Below are 16,073 nucleotides of genomic sequence, written 5' to 3' on the forward strand. Positions count from 1 at the left end.
CCGATAATGATTGATATGCCAATTATGTTAATTGCTGCACCCATTATATTATCCTCAGTGAGTTTATGTTTAAAGCATTGAATGTTTAATTGAACAATAGTGTTATTTAGACATCAATGAATTAGTCATAACGAAAAGACAAACATCTTCTGAATGACGAATCATCAAATACAGTGTGCTCAATAATAATGATCAATAAACGACCAAATGTCGCATTTTTGATTTTATTTTGTTAATTTTAAGATGTTCCATCTATAAAACAGTGTTACATCTTGTTTTTACAAATAATTACATACTCTGTAGGTTAAAAAGAGTAGTTTAAGATAGTTGGTATAATGAACAATAAATAAACAGCAATGTGCGGTTAATCCACAGATGTGACGATGTTTGTTTCTGTTTTCTGTAAATTCCGCTAAATTACTCATAACATAAGCCGTGAAAGGTGTGCCTATTAAGGCTGAAATATGCTATATTATTGCACCTTGCACGTATAAAAATACGACAGAAATTACCTGAGGGATATTGGCTCCATGAGCGATCTTGCAAAAGAGATCACGCCCATAAATATTGAAGATGAGCTGAAAAGCTCTTATCTCGACTATGCGATGTCAGTTATCGTTGGTCGTGCTCTTCCTGATGTGCGTGATGGCCTTAAGCCTGTGCACCGCCGCGTTTTATTCGCGATGAATGTGCTAGGCAATGACTGGAATAAAGCATATAAGAAATCTGCCCGTGTGGTAGGTGATGTTATCGGTAAATATCACCCTCATGGTGATAGTGCTGTATACGATACTATTGTACGTATGGCGCAACCGTTCTCCCTACGCTACATGCTCGTAGATGGCCAAGGTAACTTCGGTTCAATCGATGGCGACTCTGCCGCTGCGATGCGTTATACCGAAGTTCGTATGTCTAAAATTGCGCATGAACTACTCGCAGATTTAGACAAAGAAACGGTTGACTTTGTTCCTAACTATGACGGAACCGAGCAGATACCTGCAGTATTACCAACGAAGATTCCTAACCTATTGGTGAATGGTTCTTCTGGTATTGCTGTTGGTATGGCAACGAATATACCACCCCATAACCTTGGCGAAGTGATTGACGGCTGTTTAGCGTATATCAATGATGAGAGCATCACTATTGATCAGCTAATGGAATATATTCCAGGCCCTGACTTCCCAACAGCTGCGATGATCAATGGCCGTAAAGGTATCATTGATGCTTATCATACTGGTCGCGGTAAAGTTTACATGCGTGCCAAAGCTGAAATCGAAACTGAAAAGAATGGTCGTGAAACTATTCTGGTTCATGAGATTCCATATCAAGTTAACAAAGCCCGTTTGATCGAAAAAATTGCCGAGCTTGTTAAAGATAAGAAAGTTGAAGGTATTAGTGCATTACGTGATGAGTCAGATAAAGACGGCATGCGTATTGTTATCGAATGTAAGCGTGATGCGGTTGGCGAAGTTGTTCTGAACAATCTTTATGCCCAAACGCAGTTACAAACAACATTTGGTATCAACATGGTTGCGCTTGATAACGGCCAACCAAAGATCTTTAACCTTAAAGAAATGATTAAGTGCTTCGTTAATCACCGCCGTGAAGTGGTGACGCGTCGTACTATTTTTGAATTGCGTAAAGCACGCGATCGCGCTCATATTCTTGAAGGTCTAGCACTTGCACTTGCAAATATTGATGAAATTATTGAGTTAGTTCGTCAGGCAAATACACCAGCAGAAGCTAAAGCAGCATTAGTTGCTCGTGGCTGGCAGCTAGGTAATGTTGCAGCAATGCTTGAGCGTGCTGGTACTGATGCTGCACGTCCAGATTGGCTAGAAGAGCAATTTGGTATTCGTGACAATCTATACCACTTAACAGAACAACAAGCGCAAGCTATTCTTGATCTTCGTTTACATAAGTTAACCGGTCTTGAACACGGTAAAATTCTTGAAGAATATAAGCAACTTCTTGAAGAAATCGCTGAACTAATGTTCATCCTATCAAGCTCTGAGCGTTTGATGGAAGTGATACGTGAAGAATTAGAGCTAGTAAAAGAACAGTTCAACGATGAACGTCGTACTGAAATCACAGCAGCAAGCAATGATATTGATTTAGAAGATCTAATCCCTAGAGAAGATGTTGTTGTTACGCTTTCTCATGAAGGTTACGTTAAGTACCAAATTCTGAGTGACTATGAAGCGCAACGTCGTGGTGGTAAAGGTAAAGCAGCAACGCGCATGAAGCAAGAAGACTTCATTGAACGTTTGTTGGTTGCTAATACCCATGACACGATTTTATGTTTCTCAAGTCGCGGTCGTATGTACTGGCTGAAAGTGTACCAATTACCACTAGCGAGCCGTACTGCTCGTGGTAAGCCTATTGTGAATATTTTACCACTAGAAGAAAATGAGCGTATTACTGCTATTCTTCCTGTGCGTGAATACACAGAAGATAAGTTTGTCTTTATGGCAACGGCTGATGGTACTGTGAAGAAAACACCATTAACTGACTTTAGTCGTCCTCGTAGTGCCGGTATTATTGCCGTTAACTTACGTGAAGGCGATTCATTGATTGGTGTTGATGTTACTGATGGTGACTGCGATATCATGCTGTTCTCAGCATACGGTAAAGTAGTCCGTTTCTACGAAAGCCCAGTTGTTATTGACGACGAAGGCAATACCAAAGGTGGCGTTCGCGGCATGGGTCGTACTGCGGCTGGTGTTCGTGGTATTAAACTTGCTGAAGGCGATAAAGTTGTTTCGCTAATTGTTCCACACAATGAAGGCGATATTCTTACAGTAACTGAAAATGGTTATGGTAAGCGTACTGGCCTTGCTGAGTATCCGGCGAAGAGCCGTGCCACTCAGGGTGTAGTTTCAATTAAAGTCTCTGAGCGTAACGGTAGCGTTGTTGGTGCTGTTCAAGCTGAAGACGGCGACGAATTTATGATGATCACCAATGGTGGCACATTAGTTCGAACTCGTGTTGCTGAAGTTAGCCGTGTAGGTCGTAATACTCAAGGTGTTACACTTATTCGTACGACTGAAGGTGAAAAAGTTGTTGGTCTACAGCGTATTGATGAGCCAGCAGAAGTTGAATTAATTGAAGATGCTGAATTAGTTGATGGTGAAGCTGTTGAAAATACAGAACTACCAGCAACAGATGTAGAATCAGGTGATTCAACCGAGCAAGAGTAAGCCTTATAGTGCTTTATTCTAAATAAGACGCAGCCATTTGGCTGCGTTTTTTTTTGGCTTCATATTTATAACTAATGAATCGTTAATTAAATCTTTAAAGTTGCGCAATAAAGGTGTAGAAATAAATGAATGATATCTGTCACAATGTTGATATTTATCTTTACTGTCTGTTTTGTAATGCTAAAAGTAGTACTGATTGTGATGCTATTAGCTTTATGAAGCAGCAAATTTTTATTTTGTAACTCGAGCAGGAGCAAGTACCACATTATGGATAAGGTTTATAACTTTTGTGCCGGTCCGGCAATGATCCCCGCTGATGTTATGGCGCAAGCCCAACACGAATTAATTAATTGGCAGGGTTTAGGCACTTCCGTTATGGAAATCAGCCATCGTAGTAAAGAATTTCTTGCGGTTGCCGCTCAATCAGAACAAGATTTACGGGATTTACTGAATATTCCTGCTAATTACCATGTTTTATTTTGTCATGGTGGTGCACGTGGTCAATTTGCTGCTGTGCCGTTAAATTTATTGGGTGAAGCAACCACTGCCGATTATATGGATGGTGGTTTTTGGGCGCACAGTGCTGTTGAAGAAGCGTCTAAGTATTGTCAGCCTAATAATATTGATATTACCTGCGTAAAAGAAGGTAAGAAGGCTATTTTACCTGCCGCCGAATGGTCACTTTCTGACGAAGCTGCATTTGTGCATTTTTGTCCAAATGAAACTATTGACGGTATTGAAATTCGTGATTTACCGATAACGGATAAACCGATTGTCGCTGATATGTCATCGACTATTTTATCTCGTCAAATTGATGTGTCTAAATACGGTGTTATTTATGCGGGCGCTCAAAAAAACATTGGTCCAGCAGGATTAACAATTGTTATCGTACGTGATGATTTATTAGGTAAAGCTAAATCAATTTTACCGAGTATTTTAGACTATACGGTGTTAGTTGATAAAGACTCGATGTTTAATACACCACCAACATTTGCATGGTATTTAGCGGGTGAAGTGTTTAAATGGCTTAAAAGCGTCGGTGGGGTTACTGCAATGGAACAGCGCAACCTTGCAAAAGCTAAATTATTGTATGATTTTATTGATCACTCTAATTTCTATATTAATAATGTTCATGCGGATAACCGTTCAGTCATGAATGTACCATTTCAATTAAAAAATCCAGATTTAGATGCAGTGTTTTTAGCTCAAGCTGAAGTTGTCGGATTAAAAGCATTGAAAGGCCATCGTGTTGCTGGAGGTATGCGTGCCTCTATTTATAATGCGATGCCTTTAGACGGTGTTCAGGCTTTGGTCGACTTTATGCAGATGTTTGAAAAAAATAATGCGTAATGAATAACGACTGTTAATTAATAAAAAATACACACATCATGTGTGTATTTTTTTAGTTTTATTTTCGATACGAAATACCTAGTTACACTCTTTTAGCTTGAGCATTTATAATTGCTCTATATAATCCAGTGCCCTTTCTATCGACACTATGAATGTATGAACAAAAAATCAATATTAAAATCATATTACAACGATTATATCCGTGATATTTCTATTGTTTTTTTATTATTACTGCCGTTAATTATTTGTAATGCGATCACGTTATTTGTGGGGTATGCATTAAAATGGGTTGATTTTAGTGAATTAGCGAACTATTTTTTTTATTTTTCTAATTTATTAATTGGAATCTATCCGATTGCACTGTGCTTAATTACCAGTTACTACATTGCGACTAAGCATGGCGTTAATGCGATGGTGGTTGTGCCATATTCATTACTGTTATTAATTGCTGTGTCGGTGCCTAATGGTTTAGTTTCTGATCATAATGGGTTGCCTAATAACCCACTTGTGGCACTACTTTCAGCAATGATTGCTGCATCATGCTGTATTTCATTTCGTCTTTTTCCGCTCGATCCTTCTCGTTTAGATTTTGTTCGAACACTCTATAAACATGTATTGCATTTTTTTTGTTTTCTTTTGTTAGCCGTTGGGTTGGAGGAATTAACTAAAATTGTGATCGCGTTTAGTCAAAACATAGATAATTATATTGCTCCGAATCCACTCACTTTTTACGGTGGCTTAACCTATCAATTCATTTTGGGATTATTAGGTGCAATTGGCATTAATGGTCATAATTTTCTTTTCAGAACAAAGCAGCAATTATTTGAAGTTACTCAACAAAACATTGCTGATTGGCAAGCAGGAGAAGCCCCTTTAAATGTGCTAGGGCAGGGGTTTTATGATGCGTTCTTATCGATGGGTGGCTCTGGGAATATGATCAGTCTGCTGTTTTGTATTTTATTATTTTCAAAAGAAAGACGACATATCACATTAGCACTATCAGCATTACCGTTGGTGATTTTTAATATCAATGAACTATTACTGTTTGGTTTGCCGATTATTTTTAATCCAATATTAATTGTACCTTTTGTTTGCGTTCCTTTAGTGAGTTTTGTGGTTGTATATGGTGCGATCTCATCTGGATTAGTGCACCCAGTGACGACAATTGTGGATTGGATGACACCTCCTTTTCTTAGTGGTTATGTTGCCACTCAGCACAGTTTATCTGGGGTTATATTACAGATGATTGTAGTTGTTATAGGGATTGTTATTTATCGGCCATTTTATCTGCATTATGCGGGAAAAAGCCGATCTAATAATACATCGATAAGTCAGCAATATGAGCTTGGACGTAGCACACTTAAATCGTTTTTAGGTGATGTGAATCAAGCCATGACGAGCTATGTGAGTAAGCATGATATTAGCCGCCGTGTTAGTCGTATGTTGAATCATGGTGAGTTTGTGATGTTCTACCAACCTCAAATTAATTTAAGTCAGGGTAAAGGATTATCGTTTGAATCACTTGTTCGCTATAAAAATGTGGACGGTAAAATATTGCCACCATTATTTATTCAAGATTTTCAGCAATTAGGCGCAATGAAGCAGCTGGATAAAATGGTGATTGATTTGGTCCTAAAAGATATGCAAAAGATGCCACTTGATAATGGTTGTAAAATAGCAATTAATGTCTCAGCGGAGACAATTTCGGATAAACATATTGTTGCTTATCTTCTTGAAAGATTAAGTTTTTATTCTATTTCACCATTGAACTTAGAAATAGAGATCACAGAAGAAGCCATACTTGAAGATGATAAACTGGTATCAGAAAATATCGAGGTATTGCAAGGATTAGGAATAACGGTTGCGATTGATGATTTTGGTTCCGGTTATGCGTCTTTTCCTCATTTATTGAAGTTTAACTTTGATAAAGTAAAGTTAGATCGTACCTTATTACGTAATATTGAACATGATCGTGAGAAAAATTTATATCAGCTGTTGGCTAAAATAAGTGAAGTGACAGGCTGTATTTTGGTTGCTGAAGGCGTTGAAACAGAAGCAGAAAAACAGTTTGTGCAGCAGTGTGGTATTAATATCTGCCAAGGTTTTTATTTTGCTAAACCGATGGCATTTAATGATGCTTTAACGTGGTTTAAAAATGTTTAGCCCAATCATCTAGGTAAAACGTGATAATAGTACTTATCAATCTAAGCTTGCATTTGTTAAGTGGTAATTATGCTTTATGAGTAAAAATAAATAGTAGGATCTAAGGTGTTTGCTACCCTATAAGAATGTTATGGATCCTGTTATTTTTACCACGTGTCTACTGGTCTTTATTGGCATGTTTATGTCTGTAATTATTGCCTTGTCACAAGGTTTTCATCTTTTTAGTTAGGCATTATTGTTGTGGATAAATAAGCTTTTCGGTATCAAAGCCCGCCAGTTTAGCGCGATGAATATAACGTTCGAGTACTGCAGGATCGAGGGTTTTATCTCGTGATAATATCCATAAATAGTCGTAGTTATAGCTACTGATTAATGCCGCTGAATAATCATCTTCAAGAGCAAAGATAATATAGCTACCATAAAAAGGGCCAAAGAAAGAGACCTTGAGATGCCCAAGATTTGGCTGGTCAACAAATTTAGCTTTACCTTGCGCCTGTTGCCATTGTTGATTAACACTATTAAAACCACTGTTTATAACTTTAATTGTATTATTAGTTTCTAAACTATAAGTGGCGGTAACTTGATCTAAGTTTCGTTCAAAGCTGTGGTCTAACCTTGCTATTTCATACCATTGCCCTAAATAACGATTGATATCAAAATTAGTCACTGGTTGAACATTGTTGGGTTTTCCTGTTGTACAGCCTGCCGTTATGCTTAATAAGATAACGCCACAAAACCATTTTATATAAGTAAGCATCCATTCTTCCTTATTTAATTACACTGAAGGTAAAAAAACCACTTCAGCGGTAAAGGTAATATCATTATCTGTGACAGTAAATGCCCATTGCATTCGTTCACAAATACGTTGCACGATGACTAATCCACAGCCATAACCTTGATTATAAAGTTCATTGCCATCATGACGGTTGATGATCGTTAAGCGATCATGTGCTAATTTTATTTCGATGTCGCCAATACTATAACTAAACGCATTTTTTATTAGATTATTAATAATAATAGTAATAAAACTGAGTGGTGCATTAATCGTGGCTGAGTGGTTGATCTCAAGATAGTAGCTGGCATCTTGTTTTGCAAATAAGGGTTCCATTATTAATAACTGTTGGCGCAGTTCGAGTGCTAGATCACAGTGACTAAAATGATGGTTTTCAATTGATTCTTTACCTAATAATAAGAATGTTTCGGTTAAGATCCGCATATCATCACTGGCTTGATGTAATCGATTAATGGCTTTTTTTGCGACATTCGGTTGATTGGGGACTTTATTGAGTAAATCAGCTGAACCTTGAATGATCATTATCGGGGTGCGTAATTCATGGGATGCAAATCGGCTGAATTCTTTTTCACGTTGAAAAAATCCTGCAATGTGATTTTTACTGTCCAGTAATGCTTGTTCAATTTTTCGAGTTTCACGGTATTGTGTTTCGACTTCAAAAGTGGGTTGATCAGGCGGCATTTGGCGAATTTTCTGATCTATTTTTGCTAATGGTTGCGATAATGAGCGCACAAAATAGAAACTATAACTTCCCATCAGTAATGATAATAACAGCCCAAAAATGAAGGTAAAATAATGGAGGCTATCTTCATATTCATCAAGGTAATCATCAGCATCATCTTGATAGACAACGTACATTAACCCTCTACCTGAAGGATGATCAAACACTAAAAAATGCTTATCTTCAGTACCACGTAAATGCTCAAAAAAACCGGGTTGATTATATTTTTTTAACCAATCAGGTAATGAACGTTCACTCCAATAGCTCTTAAATTCACTATTATTGGGCAGCGGTGCATCATCATCCATTGTTTTATAGTCGATAACATATTGGCTTGATTCTTTGTCTAACCAATGATGAAGACTAATGACTTCAAGTTGATTTTCTGCGACATAAATAACTGCCCAGAATAAAATAAACATACCAAAGGTCATTAACCCAAAACTTAAACCGACTTTGCGATAAATACTGGGAAAGCTATGTGGTTTTGATGCGGTAACCTTGTCCATGAATAGTCTCTAATCGTGAAGTGGTAAAATCTTTATCAATAGCATTACGTAAACCATAAATATGACTACGCAAGGCATCACTAGAAGGGGATTCTTCGCCCCAAACGGCATCGATAACTTGCTGGCGCGTCACAATATTAGGGGCATGGTGCAATAAAACCTTAAGAATTTTAAATTGGATGCGGCTAAGCTTTATGGCTTTTCCATTCCGGCTGACTTCATCACTACGATTATTCATTATTAGATCTGCATATGTTAACAGACCAATATCTTGTCGATGACCACGATTAGATAATGCGCGAAGTCGTAAACACAATTCTTCCATCGCAAAAGGCTTTAATAAGTAATCATCGCCGCCGGCTTTAAATGCTGCCACTTTATCTTCAAGAGTATCTTTGGCGGTTAAGAATAGAATCGGCGTGCCACAATAGAGTTCATTACGTATTTTTTGAACCGCGGCAATACCATCTATTTTAGGCATCATGATATCCATAATAATGACGTCATAATGGTTATTTTCAATAAAGGTAAGTGCTGCTTGACCATGATAAGCACAATCAGCCGTCATACCTTCTAGTTCTAGATAATCTGCAATAGTTTCTACAATCTGATAGTTATCATCAACAATAAGAATTTTCATCTTTTCAATTAAGCTCTTCACGAATACTTCACGTTTGATGATCTAGTATACCTACCAATAAAACAATATTCATAATTTGTTAATCAAAAGGTTTGTATTCATGAAAAAAATCACATTAGCGACATTGATTGGTCTAGTTCTTACTGGTTGTGGCGGTGGCGGCGGTGATGATAGCACTGCACCTCAACCACCTGTTGAGACCAAGCCTCAAGCCGTCCAAGGTACGATTAATGCCGTTAATGTTCCAGCTAATACCATTGAAGTAAATGGTTATAGCTATGATGTTGCGTCAGTGGCATATGGTACTGATACACAGTTTTCTATTAAAGATCTTCAAGAAAATATGATGGTTGCTGTTTCTACTTCATCAAAAGCGGGTGCTTTAGTGCAGTTAGAACCTACTATGGTCGGTAAGGTTACTCACATTGATCGTGTTAACTCAACATTTGTCATTAATGGCGCGACATTAACCTTTAGTCTTGATCAAAACATTGAAGTTAATGATTGGGTGATGGTGTCATCATTACCACAAGCAACAGCAACGGGTCTGGGCTATAAAGTACTTTCCGTGGTGAAATTTGAGCATGAAGGCATTGCTAATCATTATGAGATTGAAGGACAAATTTCGAATCTAACGGATATACAATTTAAGCTTGGTGCAGGAATAAATGTTGATTATAGCAATGCTGTGATTGAAGATAATGCCCCATTACTAAATGGCCAGTGGGTTGAAGTTAAGGGCCAGATGAATCGTGATGACAAGATCTTTAGTGCTTCTGAAGTGGACATTGAAACCTACGATGCCTCAGATAATGATAACGAAATTGAAGGTGTTGTAACTTGGGTCAGTAATGATAAGTCTCAGTTTGAATTAAATGCCCGTGGTCGCTTTATGGTAACAGGTGCGACTCGTTTTGAAGATGGCTCTAAACTAAATCTTAATATTGGGGTAATGGTTGAAGTTATTGCTGTTAATGGTATTGCCCGTGAGATTGAATTTGAAAACGATTTCGATGGTGAGACAGGTAATCAGTGGCGTGAATTTGAAGATAAAGGCTTAGCAACAGTAAGCGATAATAATAATGGTATGTTTATTCTAGGTGATAAGCGTCAGATTCATATTGATGCTTACACTGAATTTGATGATGGCTTAACGAAAGATAATATTAATGGTCAGCATATCGAAGTTGAAGGTGTAATTATAGGTAGTCGTTATGTTGCACGTGAAATTGAACGTGATTAAATAATCTCGAATCTCGAATCTCGAATCTCGAACCAAAAGCGCCTATTATATTTGAGGCGCTTTTTGCGTTTTAGAACGTTTGGTTTATTTACAGTGATTACTCGTTAATACAAAACTGTTGTTCTAAGTAACATCGAATCGATTGCTCACTGGCATCAAATTGTGGCGAGGGAACGTGAGTTGGATCTACCCATTGCCATCCTTCACATTTATCGGGTTCTTTTAAGGTTAACTCACCACTGAACTCGGTAGCAAGCAGGGCGATACTGATATAATGCTTACCTGATTCTGAATAGGTGGCGAGGTTATTGGTCACTGCAATCACTTGGGGTTGATAAATAGTGAGTCCCGTTTCTTCTTTAACTTCACGAATGGCACATTGACTAAAGGTTTCGCCCAACTCCATATGACCACCTGGGATAGAATAGTAGGGGGCATGACTATTTTTACGTTTACCAATTAAGATCTCACCTTGTTGATTAACAATAATAATCCCAATTCCAACCATCGGTGTTACAGTGCTCATTCTTACTCCAAGATTTACTTCTGTCATTGATAACTACTCTACCGTAATTAGAGTGTAGATGCTGGTACTATATTAACGAGAAGCGACAAGATTTTAAAAAACTGGCGCTAGATAACTGCGACATTATTGGGTACTCTGCTAAATAAGAAAAATTAGGATTGGAAGAATAATCAATGGAAAGTTTAACCTTACAGCCGATTGCTAAAGTTAATGGTGTAGTGAATCTACCTGGTTCGAAAAGTGTCTCAAATCGTGCGTTATTATTAGCAGCATTGGCACAAGGGACAACACGGTTAACGAATTTGTTAGACAGTGATGATATTCGCCATATGCTTAATGGATTAAAGCAATTAGGTGTGAATTACCGCTTATCAGCAGATAAAACCGAATGTGAAATTGATGGTTTAGGTCATGCTTTTACTATGACAGAACCGCTTGAATTGTATTTAGGGAATGCGGGTACAGCAATGCGACCATTAGCGGCAGCGCTGTGTTTAGGTACTGGTGAATATACGCTTACGGGCGAGCCTCGAATGAAAGAGCGTCCAATTGGTCATCTTGTGGATGCACTGCGTAGTGCTGGTGCCAATGTTGAATATATAGAGAATGATAATTACCCACCGCTAAAAATTATTGGAACGGGGCTGTCTGGTGGCTGTGTTGAAATTGATGGTTCGATTTCAAGTCAGTTTTTAACGGCATTTTTGATGGCCGCACCATTGGCTAGTGCCGATACGGTTATTAGTATTAAAGGTGATTTGGTTTCAAAGCCTTATATTGATATTACATTGCATATTATGGCACAGTTTGGGGTTGAGGTTGAAAATCGTGATTACCAACAGTTTGTAGTTAAAGGTGGTCAACAGTATCAATCACCAGGCGAACTTTTAGTTGAAGGTGATGCTTCATCGGCCTCTTATTTTTTAGCCGCCGCTGCGATTAAAGGTGGCGCGATAAAAGTAACCGGAATTGGTAAAAATAGCATACAAGGTGATATTCAATTTGTAGATGCGCTTGCCAAAATGGGCGCCGATATTGAATGGGGTGATGATTATGTTATTGCTCGTGGTGGCGAGCTAACTGCGGTTGATATGGATTTTAATCATATTCCTGATGCTGCTATGACGATTGCAACAACAGCATTATTTGCTAAAGGTACAACGTCAATTCGCAATGTTTATAATTGGCGAGTAAAAGAAACTGATCGCCTTACTGCAATGGCAACAGAATTACGTAAAGTTGGTGCAATAGTGGAAGAGGGCGAAGATTACATTGTGATCACGCCGCCTGCTCAGTTAAAGCATGCTGAGATTAATACTTATGATGATCATCGAATGGCAATGTGTTTTTCATTGGTGGCATTAAGTGATACCGCTGTTACGATCAATGATCCTGGATGTACCTCTAAAACTTTTCCTGATTATTTCACTAAATTCCAAGGATTGAGTGTGTAGTTTTTAGATGCTGATTTTTAATATGTCAGTTTAGATTCATAGTTGGCTGATTATGATGACATCAGGCTTTTAAATTGGTATAAAAAGGAAAGAAAGAGAAAGGAATAACTATATGAATTTAAGTTTTTTTCTGTATAATGTGCCACCGTTTGATGGCTAACCTTAATTTGGGTTAAGTTCCCGCTATTACGGACACCTATTTGGAGAAAACTTATGTCTACTCATGCTCCAGTTATTACTGTTGATGGGCCTAGTGGTGCAGGTAAAGGCACACTATGTATGCTATTAGCGGAAAAGCTTGGTTGGAATCTGCTTGATTCTGGTGCGATTTATCGTGTTCTTGCACTTGCAGCACTTCATCATGGGGTAGATACTGAATCCGAAGATGCTTTAGTGCCTCTTGCTGCTCATCTCGATGTTCAGTTTGTTGCTGAAGGTGAATTGGTTCGAGTTATTCTTGAAGGCGAAGATGTTTCTGATACACTTCGTACTGAAAAAGTAGGCAATGCAGCATCAAAAGTAGCAGCGTTACCACGAGTGCGTGAAGCATTATTACGCCGTCAGCGTGCATTTAATGAGCAACCGGGTTTGGTTGCCGACGGTCGTGATATGGGCACAGTGGTGTTTACATCGGCAGAAGTGAAAATTTTCTTAGATGCTAGTGCTGAAGAACGTGCAACGCGTCGTATGAATCAGTTGCAAAAACAAGGCTTAGATGTTAGTTTTAGCCGCCTTCTAAGCGAAATTCAGGAACGAGACTACCGCGATCGCAATCGTGCTGTAGCGCCTTTACGTCCTGCTGATGACGCTTTATTACTTGATTCAACTGAAATGTCAATTGAACAAGTATTAGAAAAAGTCTTGGCATATGTTGATGCTAAGCTAAAATAAATGAATCCCTATTTAGTTGCGTAAGCAGCTAAATAACGTCGGTGTCATGGATGATAACTGACTTTATTATCAACCCCATGAGGTAGGATACCCATGGTTGTTTATCATATTGAAGATTAATTAAATGACTGAATCTTTTGCTCAACTCTTTGAAGAGTCGCTAAACCAAGTTGAAACTCGCCCAGGTGCCATCGTTAAAGGTACTGTAATCGCTATCGAAAACGGTTACGTATTAGTTGACGCAGGTCTAAAATCTGAGTCATCTATCCCTGCTGAAGAATTCAAGAACGCTGCTGGCGAACTTGAAGTAGCAGTTGGTGATCAGGTTGACGTTGCTCTTGACGCGATCGAAGATGGTTTTGGTGAAACTAAGCTTTCTCGTGAGAAAGCTAAGCGTCACGAAGCTTGGATCCAGCTTGAAAAAGCTTATGAAGATGCTGAAACAGTTGTTGGTATCATCAACGGTAAAGTTAAGGGCGGCTTCACAGTTGAACTTAACGGCATCCGTGCGTTCTTACCAGGTTCTCTAGTAGACGTACGTCCAGTTCGCGATACTGCTCACCTTGAAAACAAAGAACTTGAGTTCAAAGTAATTAAGCTTGACCAGAAGCGTAACAACGTAGTTGTTTCACGTCGCGCAGTTATCGAGTCTGAAAACAGTGTTGAACGTGATGAGCTACTTGCTTCTCTACAAGAAGGCATGGAAGTTAAAGGTATCGTTAAGAACCTTACTGACTACGGCGCATTCGTTGATCTTGGCGGTGTTGACGGTCTTCTACACATCACTGATATGGCTTGGAAGCGTGTTAAGCACCCTTCTGAAATCGTTAATGTTGGCGATGAAATCAACGTTAAAGTTCTTAAGTTCGACCGTGAGCGTACTCGCGTATCACTAGGTCTTAAGCAACTTGGCGAAGATCCATGGGTTGCTATCGCTAAGCGTTACCCAGAAAGCACTAAGCTTACTGGTCGCGTAACTAACCTTACTGACTACGGTTGCTTCGTTGAAATCGAAGAAGGCGTTGAAGGTCTTGTTCACGTTTCTGAAATGGATTGGACTAACAAAAACATCCACCCATCGAAAGTTGTTAACGTGGGCGACGAAGTTGAAGTTATGGTTCTTGATATCGACGAAGAACGTCGTCGTATCTCTCTAGGTCTTAAGCAGTGTAAAGCTAACCCATGGCAGTCATTTGCAGAAATGCAAGCTAAGGGCGATAAAGTAACTGGTAAGATCAAGTCAATCACTGATTTCGGTATCTTCATCGGTCTTGAAGGCGGCATCGACGGTCTTGTTCACCTATCTGACATTTCTTGGAATGTTTCTGGTGAAGATGCAGTTCGTGACTTCAAGAAAGGCGACGAAATTTCTGCAGTAGTTCTTGCAGTTGACGCAGAGCGTGAGCGTATCTCTCTAGGCGTTAAGCAAATCGAAGAAGACCCATTCAACAGCTTCGTAGCTGACACTAAGAAAGGCACTCTAATAACTGGTAAAGTTATTGCAGTTGACGCTAAAGGCGCAACTATTGAGCTTGCTGAAGGTGTTGAAGGTTACCTACGTGCTTCAGAAGCATCTGTAGACCGTGTTGAAGACGCAACTCTAATTCTTGCAGTTGGCGACTCTATTGAATCTAAATTCACTGGTGTTGACCGTAAGAACCGTGTAGTTAACCTTTCTGTACGTGCTAAAGACGTTGCTGAAGAGCAAGAAGCAATGGCTACACTAAACAAAGTTGATGATGCTGCGTTTGGTAATGCTATGGCTGATGCTTTCAAAGCTGCTAAAGGCGAATAATTGAGCGTAGAGGGAAATCGCTTTAGCTTTTTCCCTCTAAACGGCTATACTATTGAGAAACATACTAAAACGGAGTGTTTATGACAAAGTCTGAATTAATTGAAAGACTATGTAGTCAACAAACACATCTCTCTGCCAAACAGGTAGAAGATGCAATCAAGGATATCCTTGAACATATGGCGAACACACTTGCAGAAGGTGATCGCATTGAGATCCGTGGCTTTGGTAGCTTCTCTTTGCATTACCGTGCTCCTCGCGTTGGCCGTAATCCGAAGACAGGTGATAAAGTTGAGTTGGACGGCAAGTACGTTCCTCACTTTAAGCCAGGAAAAGAATTACGTGACCGTGTTAATGCATCAATAGCTGCTTAACCGCGAATAGAACAAAAAAACGGCATACTATCAGTATGCCGTTTTTTTATGTCTATAGATCATGGTTTGATCAGTAAAATTACTGCATAATCAGTAATTATAATTTAGATTTAGTGAGAGGATCCACGATGAAGATTTTAGGAATTATTGTTCTAGTAGCTGCCTTTTTGATCACTTTGGCCCTTGGTGCGCAAAATCAAATAATGGTTAGTTTTGATTATTTAATTGCCCAGGGTGAGTTTCAACTTTCTACATTATTAGGTACTGTCTTTGGTGCTGGTTTTGTTATTGGTTGGGTAATTTGTGGAACTTTATATCTTAAAGCTCGCTTTGCTAAAAATCGATTAATAAAGAAAGTAGCGAAGCAACAACAAGAACTTGATCAGCTTCGTGCTCAACCTATTAAGGAATAAAAAT

General features: G+C 38.8%; 13 protein-coding genes. 9 read left to right on the top strand and 4 right to left on the bottom strand.

The window, feature by feature from the left end:
• Positions 1 to 530: 530 nt before the first annotated feature.
• The 3 genes from gyrA (at position 531) to GLP24_RS06580 (ending at position 6,713) form a co-directional block, all read left to right on the top strand.
• Entirely contained in the window at positions 531 to 3,200 is a 2,670-nt protein-coding gene (gyrA, locus tag GLP24_RS06570) for a DNA topoisomerase (ATP-hydrolyzing) subunit A (RefSeq protein WP_101767066.1), read from the top strand.
• A gap of 267 nt (positions 3,201 to 3,467) precedes the next feature.
• Positions 3,468 to 4,550, top strand: coding sequence for a 3-phosphoserine/phosphohydroxythreonine transaminase (gene serC, locus GLP24_RS06575; protein WP_232574861.1), 1,083 nt, complete (start codon positions 3,468 to 3,470; stop codon positions 4,548 to 4,550).
• Between the two features lie 156 nt (positions 4,551 to 4,706).
• Complete coding sequence (locus tag GLP24_RS06580; protein ID WP_232615744.1) at positions 4,707 to 6,713, top strand: EAL domain-containing protein; 2,007 nt, start codon at positions 4,707 to 4,709, stop codon at positions 6,711 to 6,713.
• A 232-nt stretch (positions 6,714 to 6,945) separates the two neighbouring features.
• Here the strand turns inward: GLP24_RS06580 and GLP24_RS06585 are convergent, their stop codons facing one another.
• From GLP24_RS06585 to GLP24_RS06595, 3 genes are read right to left on the bottom strand one after another with little or no spacing between them, the layout of a single operon-like run.
• Entirely contained in the window at positions 6,946 to 7,470 is a 525-nt protein-coding gene (locus GLP24_RS06585; protein WP_221942621.1) for a lipocalin family protein, read from the bottom strand.
• A gap of 18 nt (positions 7,471 to 7,488) precedes the next feature.
• Positions 7,489 to 8,736, bottom strand: a complete 1,248-nt coding sequence (locus tag GLP24_RS06590) for a sensor histidine kinase (RefSeq protein WP_232615745.1) — start codon at positions 8,734 to 8,736, stop codon at positions 7,489 to 7,491.
• Positions 8,705 to 9,376: a response regulator transcription factor gene (locus GLP24_RS06595; protein ID WP_101767061.1), complete on the bottom strand. Its 672-nt coding sequence runs from the start codon at positions 9,374 to 9,376 to the stop codon at positions 8,705 to 8,707. The genes GLP24_RS06590 and GLP24_RS06595 overlap by 32 nt, the downstream gene beginning before the upstream one ends.
• Positions 9,377 to 9,476: 100 nt before the next feature.
• On the opposite strand from GLP24_RS06595, the gene GLP24_RS06600 reads away from it, so the two are divergent.
• On the top strand, positions 9,477 to 10,619 hold the full coding sequence (locus GLP24_RS06600) for a DUF5666 domain-containing protein (protein ID WP_232574864.1): 1,143 nt from the start codon (positions 9,477 to 9,479) through the stop codon (positions 10,617 to 10,619).
• A gap of 97 nt (positions 10,620 to 10,716) precedes the next feature.
• Here GLP24_RS06600 and GLP24_RS06605 read toward each other — a convergent pair whose 3' ends face one another.
• Positions 10,717 to 11,145 (bottom strand): nucleotide triphosphate diphosphatase NUDT15, encoded by a 429-nt coding sequence (locus tag GLP24_RS06605; protein WP_221942616.1) that lies wholly within the window; start codon positions 11,143 to 11,145, stop codon positions 10,717 to 10,719.
• Positions 11,146 to 11,318: 173 nt separating this feature from the next.
• Here GLP24_RS06605 and aroA point away from each other — a divergent pair, with 173 nt between their 5' ends.
• The 5 genes from aroA (at position 11,319) to GLP24_RS06630 (ending at position 16,069) form a co-directional block, all read left to right on the top strand.
• Positions 11,319 to 12,599: a 3-phosphoshikimate 1-carboxyvinyltransferase gene (gene aroA, locus GLP24_RS06610; RefSeq protein ID WP_232574865.1), complete on the top strand. Its 1,281-nt coding sequence runs from the start codon at positions 11,319 to 11,321 to the stop codon at positions 12,597 to 12,599.
• A gap of 213 nt (positions 12,600 to 12,812) precedes the next feature.
• On the top strand, positions 12,813 to 13,490 hold the full coding sequence (gene cmk, locus GLP24_RS06615; protein ID WP_101767057.1) for a (d)CMP kinase: 678 nt from the start codon (positions 12,813 to 12,815) through the stop codon (positions 13,488 to 13,490).
• Between the two features lie 124 nt (positions 13,491 to 13,614).
• Positions 13,615 to 15,285, top strand: coding sequence for a 30S ribosomal protein S1 (rpsA, locus tag GLP24_RS06620; RefSeq protein ID WP_101767056.1), 1,671 nt, complete (start codon positions 13,615 to 13,617; stop codon positions 15,283 to 15,285).
• 80 nt (positions 15,286 to 15,365) lie between these two features.
• Positions 15,366 to 15,656: an integration host factor subunit beta gene (gene ihfB / locus GLP24_RS06625; RefSeq protein ID WP_036795301.1), complete on the top strand. Its 291-nt coding sequence runs from the start codon at positions 15,366 to 15,368 to the stop codon at positions 15,654 to 15,656.
• Positions 15,657 to 15,784: 128 nt separating this feature from the next.
• Positions 15,785 to 16,069, top strand: coding sequence for a LapA family protein (locus GLP24_RS06630; protein ID WP_101767055.1), 285 nt, complete (start codon positions 15,785 to 15,787; stop codon positions 16,067 to 16,069).
• Positions 16,070 to 16,073: the final 4 nt, after the last annotated feature.

The sequence above is a fragment of the Photobacterium carnosum genome, assembly GCF_021236965.1.
GTDB lineage: Bacteria > Pseudomonadota > Gammaproteobacteria > Enterobacterales > Vibrionaceae > Photobacterium > Photobacterium carnosum.